Origin of the sequence: Bradyrhizobium sp. LTSPM299 (assembly GCF_000938235.1) — a bacterium.
Taxonomy (GTDB): domain Bacteria; phylum Pseudomonadota; class Alphaproteobacteria; order Rhizobiales; family Xanthobacteraceae; genus Bradyrhizobium.
The window spans coordinates 14,254-32,072 of record NZ_JYMU01000024.1 but is presented as its reverse complement, the minus strand read 5'-3'; the positions used below and the strand labels follow the sequence as shown (position 1 = coordinate 32,072).

At 63.2% G+C, this 17,819-nt stretch carries 16 protein-coding genes; 10 read left to right on the top strand and 6 right to left on the bottom strand.

Features of this window, described 5'->3' with window-relative positions; translation table 11 throughout:
• Positions 1 to 614 precede the first annotated feature (614 nt).
• Complete coding sequence (gene ltrA / locus UP10_RS16105; protein ID WP_245321761.1) at positions 615 to 1,868, top strand: group II intron reverse transcriptase/maturase; 1,254 nt, start codon at positions 615 to 617, stop codon at positions 1,866 to 1,868.
• Positions 1,869 to 1,953: 85 nt separating this feature from the next.
• On the opposite strand, the gene UP10_RS16100 is transcribed toward ltrA, so the two are convergent.
• The 4 genes from UP10_RS16100 to UP10_RS16085 form a co-directional block, all read right to left on the bottom strand.
• Positions 1,954 to 2,724 (bottom strand): SDR family NAD(P)-dependent oxidoreductase, encoded by a 771-nt coding sequence (locus tag UP10_RS16100; protein WP_044588319.1) that lies wholly within the window; start codon positions 2,722 to 2,724, stop codon positions 1,954 to 1,956.
• 165 nt (positions 2,725 to 2,889) lie between these two features.
• On the bottom strand, positions 2,890 to 3,681 hold the full coding sequence (locus UP10_RS16095; RefSeq protein ID WP_044588318.1) for an outer membrane protein: 792 nt from the start codon (positions 3,679 to 3,681) through the stop codon (positions 2,890 to 2,892).
• A 229-nt stretch (positions 3,682 to 3,910) separates the two neighbouring features.
• A complete protein-coding gene (gene parE, locus UP10_RS16090; protein WP_044588317.1) occupies positions 3,911 to 5,971 on the bottom strand; it encodes a DNA topoisomerase IV subunit B in 2,061 nt (686 codons plus the stop codon).
• A 139-nt stretch (positions 5,972 to 6,110) separates the two neighbouring features.
• The gene (locus UP10_RS16085; protein ID WP_044588321.1) at positions 6,111 to 6,479 is read right to left on the bottom strand and encodes a hypothetical protein; all 369 of its coding nucleotides are present in this window, start codon (positions 6,477 to 6,479) and stop codon (positions 6,111 to 6,113) included.
• A gap of 183 nt (positions 6,480 to 6,662) precedes the next feature.
• Between UP10_RS16085 and UP10_RS16080 the strand changes: the two genes are divergently transcribed.
• The 6 genes from UP10_RS16080 to argC (UP10_RS16055) all read left to right on the top strand — a co-directional run bounded on the left by UP10_RS16080 (position 6,663) and on the right by argC (UP10_RS16055) (position 11,984).
• Entirely contained in the window at positions 6,663 to 7,193 is a 531-nt protein-coding gene (locus tag UP10_RS16080; RefSeq protein ID WP_044588316.1) for a DedA family protein, read from the top strand.
• Between the two features lie 106 nt (positions 7,194 to 7,299).
• Positions 7,300 to 8,289, top strand: a complete 990-nt coding sequence (locus UP10_RS16075) for an MBL fold metallo-hydrolase (RefSeq protein ID WP_044588315.1) — start codon at positions 7,300 to 7,302, stop codon at positions 8,287 to 8,289.
• Positions 8,290 to 8,508: 219 nt separating this feature from the next.
• Entirely contained in the window at positions 8,509 to 9,174 is a 666-nt protein-coding gene (locus UP10_RS16070) for an FMN-binding negative transcriptional regulator (protein ID WP_044588314.1), read from the top strand.
• A complete protein-coding gene (argC, locus tag UP10_RS16065; protein ID WP_044588313.1) occupies positions 9,171 to 10,148 on the top strand; it encodes an N-acetyl-gamma-glutamyl-phosphate reductase in 978 nt (325 codons plus the stop codon). The genes UP10_RS16070 and argC (UP10_RS16065) overlap by 4 nt, the downstream gene beginning before the upstream one ends.
• 14 nt (positions 10,149 to 10,162) lie before the next feature.
• On the top strand, positions 10,163 to 10,756 hold the full coding sequence (locus UP10_RS16060; protein ID WP_044588312.1) for a class I SAM-dependent methyltransferase: 594 nt from the start codon (positions 10,163 to 10,165) through the stop codon (positions 10,754 to 10,756).
• A gap of 181 nt (positions 10,757 to 10,937) precedes the next feature.
• The gene (gene argC, locus UP10_RS16055; RefSeq protein ID WP_044588311.1) at positions 10,938 to 11,984 is read left to right on the top strand and encodes an N-acetyl-gamma-glutamyl-phosphate reductase; all 1,047 of its coding nucleotides are present in this window, start codon (positions 10,938 to 10,940) and stop codon (positions 11,982 to 11,984) included.
• Positions 11,985 to 12,101: 117 nt separating this feature from the next.
• On the opposite strand, the gene UP10_RS16050 is transcribed toward argC (UP10_RS16055), so the two are convergent.
• Positions 12,102 to 12,500 (bottom strand): MAPEG family protein, encoded by a 399-nt coding sequence (locus UP10_RS16050; protein WP_044588310.1) that lies wholly within the window; start codon positions 12,498 to 12,500, stop codon positions 12,102 to 12,104.
• A 74-nt stretch (positions 12,501 to 12,574) separates the two neighbouring features.
• Complete coding sequence (locus tag UP10_RS16045; RefSeq protein ID WP_044588309.1) at positions 12,575 to 14,383, bottom strand: PHA/PHB synthase family protein; 1,809 nt, start codon at positions 14,381 to 14,383, stop codon at positions 12,575 to 12,577.
• A 290-nt stretch (positions 14,384 to 14,673) separates the two neighbouring features.
• On the opposite strand from UP10_RS16045, the gene UP10_RS16040 reads away from it, so the two are divergent.
• The 3 genes from UP10_RS16040 to UP10_RS16030 all read left to right on the top strand — a co-directional run bounded on the left by UP10_RS16040 (position 14,674) and on the right by UP10_RS16030 (position 17,735).
• On the top strand, positions 14,674 to 14,964 hold the full coding sequence (locus UP10_RS16040) for a hypothetical protein (RefSeq protein WP_044588308.1): 291 nt from the start codon (positions 14,674 to 14,676) through the stop codon (positions 14,962 to 14,964).
• A gap of 209 nt (positions 14,965 to 15,173) precedes the next feature.
• Entirely contained in the window at positions 15,174 to 16,394 is a 1,221-nt protein-coding gene (locus tag UP10_RS16035) for an LL-diaminopimelate aminotransferase (protein ID WP_044588307.1), read from the top strand.
• 21 nt (positions 16,395 to 16,415) lie between these two features.
• Positions 16,416 to 17,735, top strand: coding sequence for a homoserine dehydrogenase (locus UP10_RS16030; protein ID WP_044588306.1), 1,320 nt, complete (start codon positions 16,416 to 16,418; stop codon positions 17,733 to 17,735).
• The last annotated feature ends 84 nt before the right edge of the window (positions 17,736 to 17,819 follow it).

Sequence of the window (17,819 nt, the reverse complement as noted above, 5' to 3'; positions counted from 1 at the left end):
TGGGTGCGCCAGGCATGGCGCGGAGCGGCGTGACTGGGGCGATTTGGTCGGAGTGGTGTCTGACCGATGACTTGGAGGTGAGAGTCCTCTACGGACCCTGGTGATAGGAACCGTTAGCCTAACAGCAAGGGCGTCGTCGCGAGGCGGGGTCTGAAGGAAGCTGTAAGCAAAGTGCCGGCCTGACGAACAGCAAGCGCATATGAGGCGTCCGCACCTGGGCGAGGGAGCCCAAAAGCCCAAAGCCCGATATCACCCGGAAGGTGCGGCCGTAGATGCGACAGGTATATGGCACGAAGGTCATGCGTCTTACCCTGGGAGGTCTGTCGTGCTGCCCCCGGCAACGGGTGTGCTACCGGCGTCGCAAGGCGCCGGGATGGGACGGCAGAAGTCAGCCGAGGCTGTAGTAGCCGGCAGCACCAAGCCGGCGAAGGGCCGAACGTCGAGTACCGGAGGAGGCCGGTCTGTCGATGGTGCCAACAGATGCAGACGATGACGCTGAGATGCGTCGTGCCCATCCCGAGGGTAGCGGCCGGAAGCCGCCAGAGCAGGGAATGGGTGCATCAATCGCCACGGCGAGATCGCAACCTTCCGCTCCGGAGGTGGAAGTGCGGCTGATGGAGGAGATCGTCAGCCGAGCGAACATGATGGCGGCCTACCATCGGGTGATGGCGAACAAGGGCGCTGCGGGCATCGACAGGATGGCCGTGGAGCAGTTGCAGCCGCACCTGAAGGAGCACTGGCCGCGCATCAAGGAAGAACTGCTGGAAGGCCGCTACCGGCCGCAGCCGGTGCGCGGGGTGGAAATCCCCAAGCCCGGCGGAGGGATGCGCCAACTCGGCATCCCGACGGTGGTGGATCGGCTGATCCAGCAGGCGATGCATCAGGTGCTGATGCCGCTGTTCGATCCAGACTTCTCCGAGGCTTGGTACGGCTTCCGTCCGGGGCGCAGCGCGCACGGTGCGGTACTTGCCGCGCAGGCGCACGTGGCCGAGGGTCGGCGCTTCGTCGTCGACCTCGATCTGGAGAAGTTCTTCGACCGGGTGAACCATGACGTGCTGATGGCACGGGTGGCGCGCCGGGTTGCGGACAAACGGGTGCTGCGGCTGATCCGCCGCTACCTGCAGGCTGGATTGATGACGGGCGGGATTACGCCGGCGCGGAGCGAAGGCACGCCACAAGGCGGACCTCTGTCGCCACTGCTGTCGAATATCCTGCTCGACGATCTGGACAAGGAACTCGAACGACGAGGCCATGCCTTCTGCCGTTACGCTGACGACTGCAACATCTATGTTCGGACGCGGCGGGCCGGCGAGCGGGTGATGGCATCGATCACGCGATTCCTGACCGGGCGACTGCGGCTCAAGGTCAACGCAGCGAAAAGCGCGGTTGACCGTCCCTGGGTGCGGACCTTCCTCGGCTTTACCATGACCGCCCACCAGCAACCGCGCCTTCGGGTGGCGGTCAAGAGCGTGAAGCGGTTGCGGAGCAAGCTGAGGACGACACTGCGCCAAGGGCGTGGACGAACTCTGGCATCGACCGTCAAAACCTTAACCCCCATCCTGCGCGGCTGGCTGCAATACTTCCGGCTGGCGGAGGCCAAAGGGGTGTTCGAGGAGCTTGACGGCTGGATGCGGCGCAAATTGCGCTGCGTCCTCTGGCGCCAGTGGAAACGACCTCGGACACGCCTCAGACGCTTGATGCAACGTGGGCTCGATCCGGAGCGGGCATGGCGGTCGGCCTCCAATGGCCGCGGTCCTTGGTGGAATGCCGGGGCCAGCCACATGAACGATGCCTATCGCGCCGCCTTCTTTGCGCAACTCGGTCTTCCGTCCCTCATCGGATTGCACCGCCACCTCAATCGTGCCTGACGAACCGCCGTATACGGGACCGTACGTACAGTGGTGTGGGAGGGGGAAGCCGCAAGGCTTCCTCCTACCCGATCGTAATGCTGTCTCAGACCATCACGGAATATCCGCCATCGACGGGGATGGCGGTGCCGGTGACGAAGTCGGATGCCGAAGACGCCAGGAACACAGTGATTCCCGCGAAGTCGTCGATCGCACCCCAGCGCGCGGCCGGCGTACGCGCCAGCACGCGCTCGTGGAGACCCGCGACCTGCTGGCGCGCGCCTCTCGTCAAATCGGTGTCGACCCAGCCGGGAAGGATTGCGTTGACCTGGATATTGTCCGGCGCCCACGCGTTGGCGCAGGCGCGGGAGAACTGCACGATGCCGCCCTTGCTCGCGGCATAGGCCGTCGCGAAGCTCGCGCCGAAGATCGACATCATCGAGCCGATATTGATCACCTTGCCGTGGCCGGACGCCTTCAGGGCCGGATAGGCGGCCTTCGAGCACACGAACGCGCTGGTGAGGTTGGTGTCGATCACCTTGCTCCACTCCTCGAGCTCCAGCTCGTGAGGCGGCTTTCGAATGCTCATGCCGGCATTGTTGATGAGGATGTCGATCCGGCCGAGCTCCTTGACGACCCGGTCAACCATAGCGGAGACCGCCGAGGCGTCGGTGACGTCGGTCTGCACGGCGATGGCCTTGACGCCGCGCTGACTGAGATCCCCGACGGCGACAGCTGATTTCGCCTCGTTGCGTCCGACCACGGCAATGTTGGCTCCGGCATCCGCAAGACCGCGCGCCATACCGAGCCCGATACCGCCATTACCGCCGGTGACGATTGCGACTTTGCCGGAGAGATCGAACAGTCCATTTTTCATCGTTGTTATCCGCTTGGTTGAACCAGCGGAGAGTGCCCGATCGATGTCGCCTTGACCAGATCCGGGCGAGCGATCGGCCCTGCGCGCAGGCTTCCGTGGACAGCGTTCCGGACAACAAAAAAGCCCCGGCAATGCCGGGGCTTTTGAGCTGCAATTAAGCAGAGATCAGTACTTGGCGACGACCGGGCCGCTCCAGTTGAAGCGGTAGACCAGCGAGGTCGTGACGGTCTGGACCAGCGGCTTGAAGGTGATGTCGCGGCCGTTCGAGATGTTGCCGACGTCGGACAGCTCGGAGATGTTCTTGTTGTCGTAGTAGGCGGCGCGATATTCGGTCTTCATGAACCAGCCCGGCGCGGTGACGCCGAAGAAGCTCAGGTTGTTCTCGACGCCGGAACCGACGAACACGCCACCGCGGTCAAAGCCATTGGTGTGCAGGCCGATCGGGGTACCCGTGATGGTGCTGAACAGCGTGGTGCCCTTCCAATGCGACTCGGAATAACCAACATTCACATAGGACAGGACATTCGGCGCAATCAGGTAACCGAGGCGGACGCCGGCGGCCCAGCTATAGTCGTTCTTGATGTTGCCAGCGGCGAACGGGCCCTGATCTTGAATGGTGCCCTTGAGGCTGCCAAACTGGCCGTCCGCGAGAACACCGAACACCCAGTTCTGATTCAACTGCCAGTCGTAACCGGCACCGACGGTGCCCAGCCAGCCATCGCCGCCCTGGCGCTGGTTGAAGCCGAGGATCGGTGCGCCACCGACAGTCGCCTGGACACCGGTATCAGCGTCCCAGATGCCACCGCCGCCGCCGCCGAAGATGTAGAAGCCGGTCCAGCTCGGTGCCACCGGGAGCGGCGCGGGAGCCTTGGTGTAGGGGCGGGAAGCGAGGTCGGCCGCCGAGGCCGATGCCGTCATCGCAGCAACCGCGGTCAGCGCGAGTAAAATCTTCTTCATATCCAAATCCTCGACTTTAGCGTTCCAGCGGGTCGCTTGCGGGGGCGCCTTGGCACCGATTCCCGAAACTCATGTCAGGGACTATACGTGGTTCAGCCGGAAATGCTGTTGCGGGGGGGACACAACCGCCCGAAAACGAAACGTGCGGTGTTCTCGAGAAAGGCGAGTGAAGGCCGTCAAAAAAGATCGAGATATCCAAGAAACATAAATAAAATCAGGACTTTAAAGTCTAGACGTCGAGCATATCGTCGCTGGCGAATTCTGCCTTGTCGGAGATGAAGGCAAAGCGCGCTTCGGCCTTGGTGCCCATCAGCCGCTCGACCGAGTCGGCGGTCCCCTCGCGGTCGTCGGCCAGCAGCACCACGCGCAGCATCGTGCGCCTGGCCGGATCCATGGTGGTTTCCTTGAGCTGTGCCGGCATCATTTCACCGAGGCCTTTGAAGCGGCCGACATCGACCTTGGCGTTGGCGTTGAATTCGCTCTTCATCAACGCGTCCTTGTGCGCGTCGTCGCGCGCATAGACCGTCTTGCTGCCATGGGTGAGGCGGTAGAGCGGTGGCACGGCGATATAGAGATGCCCCTCGTCAATCAGCCGCGGCATCTGCCGGTAGAAGAAGGTGATCAGCAGCGAGGCGATGTGGGCGCCGTCGACGTCGGCGTCGGTCATGATGATGATGCGCTGATAGCGCAGATCCTCTTCACGATAATGCGCGAGCGTGCCGCAGCCGATCGCCTGCACGAGATCAGAGAGCTGCGCATTGGCGGTCAGCTTGTCTTTTCCGGCAGAGGCGACGTTGAGGATCTTGCCGCGCAGCGGCAGCACGGCCTGGGTCTCGCGGTTGCGCGCTTGCTTGGCGCTGCCGCCGGCCGAGTCGCCTTCCACGATGAAGAGCTCTGAACCTTCGGTGCCGGCGTTGGCGCAATCGGCGAGCTTGCCGGGCAGGCGAAGCTTCTTGCCCGCGGTCTTGCGCGCGGTCTCCTTTTCCTGGCGGCGGCGCAGTCGTTCCTCGGCACGATCGACCACGAAATCCAAGAGCCTGTTGGCCTGATTCGGATTGGCCGAGAGCCAGTGATCGAACGGATCCTTCATCGCCTGTTCGACGATGCGCTGCGCTTCAGCGGTGGCGAGGCGATCCTTGGTCTGGCCCTGGAATTCAGGCTCGCGCACGAACACCGAGAGCATGACGGCAGCGCCGACCATCACGTCTTCCGATGTGATGGAGGCCGCACGCTTGCCTTGGCCGGCGCGTTCGGCATGGTCCTTGAGGCCGCGCAGCAGCGCGCTGCGCAAGCCGGATTCATGCGTGCCGCCATCGGGCGTCGGCACCGTGTTGGTGTAGGACGACAGGAAGCCGTCGGCATCCGCGGTCCACGCCACTGCCCATTCGCAGGCGCCGTGAGCACCGCTGAGGCCGGATTTGCCGGAGAAGATATCCTGATGCACCAGCGTGTCGGCGTGGATCGCCGCGGCCAGATAGTCCTTCAGGCCGCCGGGGAAATGGAAGGTCGCTTCAGCCGGAACGTCCTCGACGCCCTTCAACAGCTCCTGGTCGCAGCGCCAGCGAATTTCGACGCCACCGAACAGATAGGCCTTCGAGCGCGTCATCTTGAACAGGCGCTGCGGCTTGAATGTCGCCTTGGCGCCGAAAATCTCGGTGTCCGGCTTGAAGCGGATGCGGGTGCCGCGGCGGTTGTTGATCTTGCCGAGCTCTTCGAGCTTGCCCTTGGGATGGCCGCGCTCGAACGTCATGCGGTAGAGCTTCTGGCTGCGGGCGACCTCGACCTCGAGCAGCGAGGAGAGGGCGTTGACCACGGAGACGCCGACGCCGTGCAGGCCGCCCGAGGTCTCATAGACCTTGGAGTCGAACTTGCCGCCGGAATGCAGCGTGCACATGATCACTTCGAGCGCCGACTTCTTCGGAAATTTCTTGTGCGCGTCGACCGGAATGCCGCGGCCGTTGTCGGTGACGGTCAGGAACCCATCGGCGGTCAGTTCCACCTCGATGAAGGTGGCGTGGCCTGCCAGCGCCTCGTCCATCGAGTTGTCGATCACTTCGGCGAACAAATGATGCAGCGCCTTCTCGTCGGTGCCGCCGATATACATGCCTGGCCGCCGGCGGACCGGTTCCAGTCCCTCGAGCACCTCGATATCGGCCGCTGTGTAGCTGTCCTCGGCATCTCCTCCCGATCGGGCGGCGACCTTCAACGGCGCGCGACCCTTCGGCTCCGGGGCTCCGAATAGATCGTCAGCTGATTTGCTTTTGGCGTTTGATTTGAGAGGTTTGGACATGTTTCTTCAGGTGGCGCGCGACATTTGGCGCAGCGAATCGGTTGTTCTGACTATGCCACGGATGGGCGGCGAAAGGGCGGCGGCCGGGCGGGTGAAGGCAATGCCTCAGCCCGGCCGTCACGTAAATAGCAACCCGCGCTTACGCCCGCGAGGTGCGGAACACAACGATCGTGAACAGGGCCATGGCGATGACGACGATCAGCGATCCGACGATCGGAGCGGCCTCAAACGAGGGGCCGTCGAGTAGGACCATCGCTACGCCGGCCGGAAACAGGATGCCGCCCACGATATGCAGCCAGCCCTGGATTTTCGCCAGCAGCAACGCGCCTGCGGCCGGTACCAGCCGATAGTAGAGGCCGAACAGGAACAGCAGCACGCCGCCGACGAGATTGAGATGCACATGTGCTGGCGCTAATGTGAAGTTCTGCTCGATCCCCATGGCGATGCCCGCGAGCATCCCGAACAGCAACACCAAAACGCTCTCGCACATCATCAGCGATCCGATCATCCATTCTTCCTTTTTCTTGAGGGAGATGCCAGCCGGGCCCGAATGCCGGAGGTTGTGGGAAATCACGATTGATCCCCGCCTTTGTGACTTGATGTCACGCAAGGGGCTGGCTTACGTGTTTCTTAGGCGATGGGCCCGCAGAAAGGTTCAAGGGCATCAACAGGCGGGAAGGCACCCAACGAGATGGAAGATTTTGCGCGCGCTCTGGCCGATTTCGTGCGCCATCACCAGGCTTGGGCCGCTCCGATCGTCCTGCTGCTGGCATTCGGCGAGTCGCTGGCGTTCATCTCGCTGTTGATACCGGCGTGGGGCGCGCTGGTCGCGATTGGCGCCCTGATCGGCGTTAGCGGGATCAGCTTCTGGCCGGTCTGGATCGCCGGCGGCATCGGGGCCGCGCTCGGTGACTGGGTCTCCTACTGGTTCGGCTATCGCTACAAGGAGCAGGTCGCGCAGATGTGGCCGCTGTCGCGCTATCCGGAAATCCTGCCGCGCGGCGAGGCGTTCGTCAAAACCTGGGGCGTACCCAGCATTTTCATCGGCCGCTTCTTCGGCCCGTTGCGGGCCTCCGTGCCGCTCGCCGCCGGCATCTTCGAAATGTCGTACTGGCAATTCCAGATCGCCAATTTCGTGTCTGCGCTGGTCTGGTCGGCCGCGCTGCTGCTGTTCGGCGACGTGATCGCGCAGGTGCTCGAATGGATGTGGCGGACGGTGTAAGGTCTTTGGAATAACGCAAAGGAATAACGCAAAGGCGCGGGGGTTAGCCCCGAAACCAGACAAGCGGGACAATATCGCTGTCATCGTCACACCGGGAGGACACCACATGGAACTGACACGTCGTCACGCGCTTGCCGGCGCTGCAGGGCTCGCCGCCGCGCCGCTATTGCCGGCCGCTCCCGCCATGGCCGCGGCCCCGATCGCCGACAAGCAGGCGCCGAGCTTCTATCGCTACAAGGTCGGCGATATCCAGGTCACCGTGGTGTCCGACGGCAAGAACGTCTTCAAGCTGGAGGATTCCTTCATCCCCAATGCGAAGCGGGACGATGTAAACGCGGCGCTCGAGAAGGCGTTCATGCCGCGCGACATGGTGTCGATCTACTTTGCGCCGCTGGTGATCAATACCGGCGGCAAATTGATCGTGATCGATACCGGCAACGGCGCGCTGTCGAAGGCCAACAGCAAGGGCGCCAACGGCTTGTTCGCCGACAACATGGCGGCGGCCGGCTTCGATGCCAAGAATGTCGACATGGTCGTGATCTCGCACTTCCACACCGACCATGTGAATGGCCTCCTGACCGCCGAGGGTGCGCCGGCATTTCCAAACGCCGAAGTGCTGGTGCCGGCCACCGAATGGAAGTTCTGGATGGACGACGGCGAGATGAGCCGGGCACCGGCCGGCCGCATGCAGGGCCTGTTCAAGAACAACCGCAACATCTTTGAGGCCGGCCTGAAGAAGAAGGTCACGCCCTATGAGTGGGGCAAGGAGATCGCGCCGGGCCTGACCTCGGTCGAGACCGTCGGCCATACCCCGGGCCACACCTCCTATGTGCTGGCGTCCGGGTCAGCGAAGGTCTTCATCCAGTCCGACGTCACCAACAACCCGAACCTGTTCGCGACCAATCCCGGTTGGCACGCGTCGTTCGATCAGGATGGCGAGGTGGCGGAGAAGACCCGCCGCCGCATCTACGACATGGTGGTCGCAGAACGGCTCCAGGTGCAGGGCTTCCACTATCCGTTCCCGGGGCTCGGCAATGTCGTGAAGGATGGCAATGGTTACCGCGTCGTGCCGGCGTCGTGGAATCCGGTGATCTGAACGGTTTTTCTTGACGCCAAGCGGGCGCGGCCCTATAGCCGCGGCCATGATCAACGCCTCGACCATCATCATTGCTCGCCGCCGCCGCGCCATCGCGGTATGGGCGGTCGTTCGCGTTTAGACCATCGCCTCTGCCGCCGGATCTCATCCCGCGGCGCTCTCCCAAAAAGACACGCGGTTCGATCTGGCGGCTCCTACGTCACTTTGGGAGTTCCGACCATGTATACGCCACCGGTATTCAAGCCCGACCGCGCCGCAAGCCTCGCCTTTGCCGAGGCGCGCGGTTTCGGCATGGCCTGCGCGTGGGATGGCGCCAAGCCGATCGCCTCCGCGCTGCCGTTCTACCTGAGCTACGCCGATGACGGCACGCCGCGGGCGCTGTTTCATGTTGCCCGTCACAATCCGCTGGTAAAGCTCGCCGGTGGCGCGTCCTGGCTGCTGGCTGTCAACGGTGCGGATGCCTATGTGTCCGCGGACTGGTATGTGTCTCTGGATCAGGTGCCGACCTGGCTCTATCAGGCCGTCCACCTGACCGGTCCGGTGCGGACGCTGTCTGATGATGACCTCGCCGTTCAGATCGATACGCTGAGCGCCAAGTTCGAGAACCGGCTCGCGCCAAAGAAGCCCTGGACGTCGGGCAAGATGACGGCCGCGCGGTTGGAAGCCATGAAGAAGGCGATCGTGGGCTTTGAGATGACGGTGGAAGAGGTAGAGGGCAGCTTCAAGCTGAACCAGCACAAATCCGAAACCGACTATGCGGCGGTCACGGGTAACCTTGCCGCGCAAGTGGACGCCGGTCCGCAAGAGATCGCGCTTTTGATGCGGCAGGCGCGGCCGGATGTCTTTGCAAACCAAACTGACGAGCTCGAAAGGAACGTGCCATGACCCTCACCGATACAAACCCGAAGACCAAGATTGGTGCGACCAAGGCCACCCTGTTCGTCGACGGCGGATCCGGTACCACCGGCCTCGGCATCCAGGAGCGGCTGAACCTGTTGGGCGACGTCACGGTGAAGCACATCGCCGAGGACAAGCGGAAGGATGCCGGCGCCAAGCGCGCGTTGATGGAGGAGGTGGATCTGGTGATCCTGTGCCTGCCCGACGACGCCGCAAAGGAGACGGTGGCGCTGATCGACACCATGGGCAATGCTGCTCCCAAGGTGCTCGACGCCTCGACTGCCTATCGGGTCGCGCCCGACTGGGCCTACGGCTTTGCCGAGCTCGCACCCGACCAGGCCGACAAGATCCGGACCGCGCGGAAGGTTTCGAATCCGGGCTGCTATCCGACCGGCGCGATCGCGCTGCTGCGGCCGATCGTCGATGCCGGGCTGCTGCCCGCGGATTATCCCGTCACCGTCAACGCGGTGAGCGGCTATTCCGGCGGCGGCAAGTCGATGATCGCGAGCTTCGAGGAGGGCACCGCGCCGGCCTTCCATCTCTATGGCCTCGGCTTCGAGCACAAGCACGTGCCGGAGATGCAGCTCTACTCACATCTGACGCGGCGGCCGCTCTTCGTCCCGTCGGTCGGCAACTACCGGCAGGGTATGCTGGTCTCAGTGCCGCTGCAGCTCGACGCGCTGCCCGGCAAGCCTGATGGAGCGGACCTCCAGGCCGCGCTGGCGAAACGCTACGCCGGCAGCAGATATGTCTCGGTGATGCCGTTGCAGAACGAAGCCAGCAACAGCGGGAAGATCGAGCCCGAAGCGCTCAACGAGACCAACCAGCTCGAGCTCTATGTCTTTGCCAGCGACAAGCACCACCAGGCGGTGTTGGTCGCGCGGCTGGACAATCTGGGCAAGGGCGCCTCGGGCGCGGCCGTGCAGAACATGCGGCTGATGCTGGGGCTGGCCGATACCTGACGGCAGGCAACACCGTGGACGAGGACACGCTGCAATTCTACCGGCGCAATGCCGAAGCCTATGCGGGGTGGGCGAAAGCTCCGTCGACCCGGCTCAGGGGCTTTCTCGGCCTGTTGTCGCCGGGCAGCTCGATCCTCGAACTCGGCTGCGGCGCCGGCAATCATGCGGCGGTGATACTCGCCGAAGGCTTTGTTCTGCGCGCAACCGATGGTTCGCCCGAGATGGCCGCGGTCGCCGCGAGCCGTCTCGGCCATCCGGTCGAGGTAATGTTGTTCGATCAGCTCGACGAGCTGGAGGCCTATGATGGCGTCTGGGCCAGCGCGTGCCTGCTGCACGTCCCGCGCGACGAACTCGCCGGCATTCTCAGCCGGATCCATCGTGCGCTGAAGCCATCAGGTGTGTTCTACGCGAGCTACAAGATCGGGCACGATGATGGCCGTGACAGCATCGGTCGCTACTACAACTATCCCTCGCTGGAATTGCTGCAGTCGACATACGCATCGTCAGGCGCGTGGACGCAGTTGTCGTCCGACACCAGCGAGATCAAGAGTTTTGACGAGGCGCCTGCGACGATGCTGCATGTCATGATGCGCAAGGGCGCCGCATAGAGGCGCCGGTGCGGCCGTTGCCGCGACCGGCAACAATGGGCAGCTCAGAGGATATTGAAGATCGCCAGCGCCAGCACGGCCTGGGCGATGAAGCCGATCGTGAAGGCCGGCGTGCGGAGGTGCGTCCGCAGGCTTTCGCAACGATACAAAGCGAAACGACTACGCTTGAAAGGAGCGTGTGATGGCGAAGAAGAAAATCGGCATTTTGGGCGCGTCCGGCTACACCGGCGCCGACGCGGTGCGTCTGCTGGCGCGGCACCCGAATGCCGAAATCACCGCGCTTACCGCCAACACCCATGCCGGCAAGGCGATGAGCGAGGTGTTTCCGCACTTCTTCATGCTCGACCTGCCAAAACTCGTGGAATGGGAAAAGGTCGACTGCACGCAGCTCGATGCCGTGTTCTGCGGACTGCCGCACGGGACGACGCAGGAGATCATCGCCGCGGTGCTGAAAGCCAATCCCGGAATCAAGATCCTCGACATGTCCGCGGATTTCCGGCTGCGCAACAAGGACAGCTACGCGCAATGGTACGGCCATGAGCACCGGGCGCTCGAATTGCAGGGCGAGGCCGTCTATGGGCTGACCGAACTCTACCGGGAGAAGATCACGGCGGCGCGGCTGGTGGCCTGTCCCGGCTGCTATCCGACGGCGGTGCTGGTGGCGCTGGTTCCGCTGGCGAAGGCAAAGCTGATCGACGTCGACGATATCGTCATCGACGCCAAGTCGGGCATCACCGGCGCCGGACGCGGGCTGAAACAGAACACGCTGTTCAGCGAGGCCGGCGAGGGGTTGTCGCCCTATTCGGTCGGCACCCATCGACACTCGGCGGAGATCGAGCAGGAGATCGGGGTCGCCGCTGGCTCGGCTGTGACGGTGAACTTCACGCCGCATCTCATTCCGATGGCGCGGGGTGAGTTCTGCACATCCTATGTCAAGCTCAACGGGGCTACGCCGGACGATTTGCGGGCCGAACTGGAAAAGGCCTACGCCGACGAGCCGTTCGTCCATGTGGCGAAGAAGGGCGTGTTGCCACAGACGCAGAACGTGCGTGGTTCGAACTACGTCCAGATCGGCGTCGTCGCCGACCGGATCAAGAACCGCGCCATCGTGCTCTCGACGCTCGACAATCTCGTGAAGGGCTCGGCCGGACAGGCGATCCAGAACATGAACCTGATGTTCGCCCTGCCTGAAACCACCGGACTGGCGCAGATCGCGCTGTTTCCATGAGTGGGGGCGGTCGTCGTGGACGAGGAGACGCTCGGACGATGCTCCATGTTGTGGTGCGGAAGGGCGCGGAATAGAGGCGCCGGTGCGGCGGTTGCCGCGACCGGCGACGATGCGAACTCAGACGATCTTGAAGATCGCCAGCGCCAGCACGGCCTGGGCGATGAAGCCGATGGTGAACGCCAGCGTGCGGAACACCGGCAGGCCGAGCGTGTAGACGATCAGATGGGCGACGCGCGCCCAGAAATAGACCGCGCAGGCCATCACGGTCCATTTGGTCGAATAGTCGGCCGCGTTGAGGATCAGCACCAGCGGGGCGAAGATCACGAGGTTCTCGACCGCGTTGTCGTGGGCGAACATCAGCCGCGTCGCCCATTCCGCATGCGGCTTGTCGTTGCGCGAGGGATTGCCCATGGCGCCGGAGAGGCCACGAACCTGGCAGCGGTTGAGGATGTAGGGGATCCACAGTAGTCCAGTCAGGATCACCGTCAGCGACAGCCAGAACAGTTCACGCGTCATCGTATCCCCCTCAACTGATTTCGATTCCCGATCCGCCGGGACGATCTGCTTATAGCGGAGAGGCCGGCCGCGCGCTACGCGCGGACGCGGACATAGCTGCCGGGAGCGTCCTCGAGCGGCGGCACACCGGACGCGCCCACCGCGCGGGCCGATACCTTCTCGGCGTCGAGGTTTTCCAGCCATTCGCGCCAGTTGGGCCACCACGACCCCTTGTGCTCCTGGGCGTTCTTCAGCCAGTCGGCAAGCTTGACATCCTTGATGTTGTCGTTGGTCCAATACTGGTACTTCTTCGATGCGGGCGGATTGACCACGCCCGCGATGTGGCCGGATCCGGCGAGCACATATTTCACCGGGCCGCCGAAGAATTGCGAGCCGTAAAGCACCGATTCCGCCGGCGCGATATGATCCTCGCGCGTGGCGAGATTGTAGACCGGAACCTTGACCTTCGACAGGTCGAGCAGCGTGTTGTCGAGCACCATGGTGCCCGTCGACAGCCGGTTCTCCAGATAGCAGTTGCGCAGATAGTAGGAGTGATTCGACGCCGGCATCCGCGTCGCATCCGAATTCCAGTGCAACAGGTCGAACGAGGAGGGCGGCTGGCCCTTCAAATAATTGTTCACGACGTAGGACCAGATCAGGTCGTTCGAGCGCAGCATGTTGAAGGCCATCGCCATCTTGCTGCCCTCGAGCACGCCGGATTCGTGCATGTCGCGCTCCAGCGCCGAGATCTGGTCTTCGTCGACGAACACCAGCAGCTCGCCGGCATGCGTGAAGTCGACTTGCGCCGCAAAGAACGTCGCCGAGGTTACGCGCTGGCGGCGCTTTTCCGCGAGATAGGCCAGCGTCGAGGCGAGCATGGTGCCGCCGACGCAATAGCCGGCGGTGTGAATCTTCATCTCGCCGGTGACCTTCTCGATCACGTCCATCGCTGCGAGGGGGCCGTCGGTCATGTAGTCGGCCCAGGTCTTCTTGCCGAGCTCCTTGTCCGGATTGACCCAGGAGATCAGGAACACCGTGATGCCCTGGTCGACGCACCATTTGACGTAGGATTTCTCAGGCCTGAGATCGAGGATGTAGAATTTGTTGATCCAGGGCGGCACGATCAGGAGCGGCGTGCGCAGCACGCTTTCCGTTGCCGGCGAATACTGGATCAACTGCATCACCTCGTTCTGGTAGATCACCTTTCCCGGCGTTGTCGCCATGTTGACGCCGACCTGAAGATTGCCCGGATCGGATTGGCGGATGCGGAGCGTGCCGTGTCCGGACTCGATATCCTCCGCCAGCATCTTCATGCCGCGCACCAGATTGTCGCCGTTGGACTCGACAGTGGCGCGGAGCACTTCCGGATTGGTCAGGACGAAATTCGACGGTGCGAGCGCATTGGCGATCTGCTGGACGTAGAATTCAGCCTTCTTGCGGGTGTGCGGATCAATCCCGTCGGCGTTGTGAACCAGCTCCTGCGCCCATTTCGAGGTGAGCAAGTACAGCTGGAGCACGAAGTCGAAGAACTGGTTCGACTTCCACTCGGGATCCAGGAAGCGCTTGTCGCGCGGAGCCGGCTCGATCGCGGGCTTGGCATCCGCTTCGCCGGCCATGCGGCGGACCGCCGCGCCCCAGAGATCGAGATAGTCCTTGCCGAGCTTGATTTGCAGATCGGAAGCCCGCTCCTTGTCGGACAGCCAGTATTCGGCGATCACGCTGAAGGTTTTGATGACCTCGCCGACTTCGTTCGGGGGCTTGTCGCGGACTTCGCCGGTTTGGCGCGGCTTCAAATAGGCGGCCAGCGCCTGACCGCTGCTCTCCATCGCCCGGGCGATATTCATGGCGAAGGCTTCCGAGTTGAATTTTGGGGTGGTCTGGGCTTCAGTGCTGACGTTGTTCATTTCAAGGACACTATCGTTTCGTTTGGTGCGCGTCATCGCGCGGTGCGGCAACGACAACAGGTTAAAAGCCGGTGTTTCGCTTTGTTGCACTGCGACAAAAAAACATTAGTTCTGACATATTGAAGCCTCAGGGGTCGCATTTGTTGTTCCAGCTTTAATCGTTTCGGGCGACAATGGTTTGAACGGCTAAAGCGAGAATTAACGCAGCGGGGACGCTGCAAGGCTCGTACCAGTGCGACCCGTGTCGGCGACGCGCCTTGTGCGCCTGCTTGTTGGGGACTTTTCGGCGGATGCCGATTGATCGGATGATGAGGGGCCTTGCGGCTGCAATTTTGCTCGCGTCGATAGCGGGGCTGAGCGGCTGCGCCAGCACGGTCGCGGACCTGCCGGGGGTCGGTGTGCCCGCCGACGCGCCGGCGCGGCCAAAGGAGGCCAGCGGCTATCTCCCGGTTCACGATCTTCCGCCTGATCGCAGCGAAGAGGCGATGAAGCCGGCCGACCAGGCCAAGCTCCAGGCGGAGCTGAAGGCCGCGCGGGATCGGCAGGAGACCGCGGCAGCCCAGAATTCAACGGGCAAGTAACCGCGCACAGGCCGATCAACGCTAGCGCTGCCGGGTGTCCGTGCTAAAAGAAACTCAATTCAACCGCATCTCCGGTCGTTGACCCCAGTCCACTCCTGAAATCGCGCTAAGTTATTGATTTGGTGTGATTTTTGTGCGAAGCCTGCTCTGGCTTCGGTCGCGAGGCAGGGTGTCGATTCTGGCGTGCCGGTTGCCGGAGCAAGGGTCCCATGGAAGATTTCTACCGCATTCGCCGTCTGCCGCCTTACGTCTTCGAGAAGGTCAACCAGGCCAAGGCGGCCGCACGCAATGCCGGGGCCGATATCATCGACATGGGCATGGGGAACCCGGACCTTCCGACTCCGTCCCACGTGATCGAGAAGCTGAAGGAAACGCTCGGCAAGCCGCGGACCGATCGCTACTCGGCCTCGCGCGGCATCAACGGCCTGCGCAAGGCCCAGGCCGCCTATTACGCGCGCCGCTTCGGCGTCAAACTCAATCCGGATACGCAGGTCGTTGCGACCCTCGGCTCGAAGGAGGGGTTTGCCAACGTTGCCCAGGCGATCACCGCGCCGGGCGATGTGGTGCTGTGTCCCAACCCGAGCTATCCGATCCACGCCTTCGGTTTCCTGATGGCGGGCGGTGTGATCCGCTCGGTACCGTCGGAGCCGACGCCGCAGTTCTTCGAGGCGGTCGAGCGGGCCATCCAGCATTCGATCCCGAAGCCGATCGCCCTGATCGTCTGCTATCCATCGAACCCGACTGCCTATGTCGCGGATCTCGATTTCTACAAGGATCTCGTCGCCTTTGCGAAGAAGCACGACATTTTCATTCTGTCGGATCTCGCTTACGCCGAAGTCTATTTCGACGACAACAATCCGCCGCCGTCGGTGCTGCAGGTGCCGGGCGCGATCGATGTCACCGTCGAATTCACCTCGATGTCGAAGACGTTTTCGATGGCCGGCTGGCGCATGGGTTTTGCGGTCGGCAATGACCGCATCATCGCAGCGCTTGCGCGCGTCAAATCCTATCTCGATTACGGCGCCTTCACGCCGGTCCAGGTGGCGGCGACCGCAGCGCTGAACGGGCCTGACGATTGCATCCGCGAGATGCGCGATACCTATCGCAAGCGCCGCGATGCACTCGTGGAGTCGTTTGGCCGCGCCGGCTGGGAGATTCCGCCGCCGCAGGCCTCGATGTTCGCCTGGGCGCCGTTGCCGAAGCAATTCGAGGCCGTCGGCAGCATGCAGTTCGCAACGCTGCTGGTCGAGAAATCCGGCGTCGTGGTGTCGCCCGGCGTCGCCTTCGGCGAGCATGGCGAAGGCTACGTCCGCATCGCAATGGTGGAGAACGAACAGCGGATCCGGCAGGCTGCGCGTGGCGTGCGTCGCTTCCTTGAAAGCGGCATCGAAACGTTGCACAACGTGGTTCCTCTCGCCAATCGACGCTAATCCTTCCAGGTTCCAAATCTCATGGTCGCACCGCTGAAAGTGGGCATAGCGGGGCTCGGCACCGTCGGTGCCGATGTCGTCCGCCTGATCGAAGCGCAGGGCCGCGTGCTGTCTGAGCGCTGTGGCCGCGGCGTGCGCGTCGTTGCCGTCACCGCGCGTTCGAAAGCCAAGAAGCGCGGCCTCGACCTGCGCGGCGTCGAATGGGCCAAGAGCCCGCAGGCGCTCGCCGAGGATCCCAATATCGACTGTTTCGTCGAATTGATGGGCGGCGCCGGCGATCCCGCGTTCGCCGCGATCGAGACCGCACTGAAGGCCGGCAAATCGGTCGTGACGGCGAACAAGGCGCTGATCGCCAAGCATGGCTTGCGTCTCGCGCACGCCGCGGAGAGCCATGGCGGCGCGCTGAACTTCGAGGCGGCGGTCGGCGCCGCGATCCCGGTCATCAAGACGTTGCGCGAGGGCCTGGCCGGCACCAGCGTCAACCGCGTCTATGGCATCCTCAATGGCACCTGCAACTACATCCTGACCCGGATGGAGCAGGAGGGCCTGTCGTTCGCCGAGTGCCTCAAGGACGCCCAGCGCCTCGGCTACGCCGAAGCCAACCCATCCTTTGACGTCGATGGCCACGACACCGCACAGAAACTTGCGATCCTGGCGAGCCTCGCCTTTGGAACCAAGGTCGCGCAGAGCGCCGTTTATGTCGAAGGCATCTCCTCGATCACGCCGGAGGATTTGCGCGCAGCCGAGGAACTCGGCTATCGCGTCAAGCTGCTCGGCGTCGCGGTGCGCACCGCCAAGGGCATCGAGCAGCGCGTGCATCCGACCATGGTGCCGAAATCGTCGTCGATCGCGCAGGTGATGGGCGTCACCAATGCGGTGACGATCGATGGCGAGGGCATTCCGCCGATCACGCTGGTCGGCCCCGGCGCGGGCGGTGCAGCAACCGCCTCCGCCGTGCTCGCCGACATCGCCGATGTTGCACGTGGCATCCGCGCCAAGCCGTTCGGGCGTCCGGTCGAACGGTTGCGTGACACCATCAAGGCACCAATGGAACGTCATGAGGGTGGCTATTATATCCGCCTGATGGCGCGTGATCTAGCAGGCACTGCCGCAACTATCGCCACCCGGCTCGCGGAGCAGAAGATATCACTGGAATCGATCGTGCAGCGGCATCCGGATGGCGTCGATGTGAACGGGTCGGCCAAAAAGCCTTCACCCGTTCCGGTCATTCTGATTACCTACGCAACCAACGAAGATGCGGTGCATCGCGCGCTGGCTGCAGTGCAGCGCGACAAGGTCATCAGCGGCCGGCCGCAGGTGATCCGGATCGAGAAAAACTAGCGCGCGGCCGAACGGGTCGGGCGCGAAACGATTGATGCGATGCGGGCAGGGTGGCCCGCAGCGGGACTTAAAGTGAGGCTTAAG

Bases quoted from the DNA above. Each gene is read 5' to 3' on its own strand.
- ltrA (WP_245321761.1), top strand. From the start codon at position 615: ATGGAGGAGATCGTCAGCCGAGCGAACATGATGGCGGCCTACCATCGG.
- UP10_RS16100 (WP_044588319.1), bottom strand. From the start codon at position 2,724: ATGAAAAATGGACTGTTCGATCTCTCCGGCAAAGTCGCAATCGTCACC.
- UP10_RS16095 (WP_044588318.1), bottom strand. From the start codon at position 3,681: ATGAAGAAGATTTTACTCGCGCTGACCGCGGTTGCTGCGATGACGGCA.
- parE (WP_044588317.1), bottom strand. From the start codon at position 5,971: ATGTCCAAACCTCTCAAATCAAACGCCAAAAGCAAATCAGCTGACGAT.
- UP10_RS16085 (WP_044588321.1), bottom strand. From the start codon at position 6,479: ATGATCGGATCGCTGATGATGTGCGAGAGCGTTTTGGTGTTGCTGTTC.
- UP10_RS16080 (WP_044588316.1), top strand. From the start codon at position 6,663: ATGGAAGATTTTGCGCGCGCTCTGGCCGATTTCGTGCGCCATCACCAG.
- UP10_RS16075 (WP_044588315.1), top strand. From the start codon at position 7,300: ATGGAACTGACACGTCGTCACGCGCTTGCCGGCGCTGCAGGGCTCGCC.
- UP10_RS16070 (WP_044588314.1), top strand. From the start codon at position 8,509: ATGTATACGCCACCGGTATTCAAGCCCGACCGCGCCGCAAGCCTCGCC.
- argC (WP_044588313.1), top strand. From the start codon at position 9,171: ATGACCCTCACCGATACAAACCCGAAGACCAAGATTGGTGCGACCAAG.
- argC (WP_044588311.1), top strand. From the start codon at position 10,938: ATGGCGAAGAAGAAAATCGGCATTTTGGGCGCGTCCGGCTACACCGGC.
- UP10_RS16050 (WP_044588310.1), bottom strand. From the start codon at position 12,500: ATGACGCGTGAACTGTTCTGGCTGTCGCTGACGGTGATCCTGACTGGA.
- UP10_RS16045 (WP_044588309.1), bottom strand. From the start codon at position 14,383: ATGAACAACGTCAGCACTGAAGCCCAGACCACCCCAAAATTCAACTCG.
- UP10_RS16040 (WP_044588308.1), top strand. From the start codon at position 14,674: ATGCCGATTGATCGGATGATGAGGGGCCTTGCGGCTGCAATTTTGCTC.
- UP10_RS16035 (WP_044588307.1), top strand. From the start codon at position 15,174: ATGGAAGATTTCTACCGCATTCGCCGTCTGCCGCCTTACGTCTTCGAG.
- UP10_RS16030 (WP_044588306.1), top strand. From the start codon at position 16,416: ATGGTCGCACCGCTGAAAGTGGGCATAGCGGGGCTCGGCACCGTCGGT.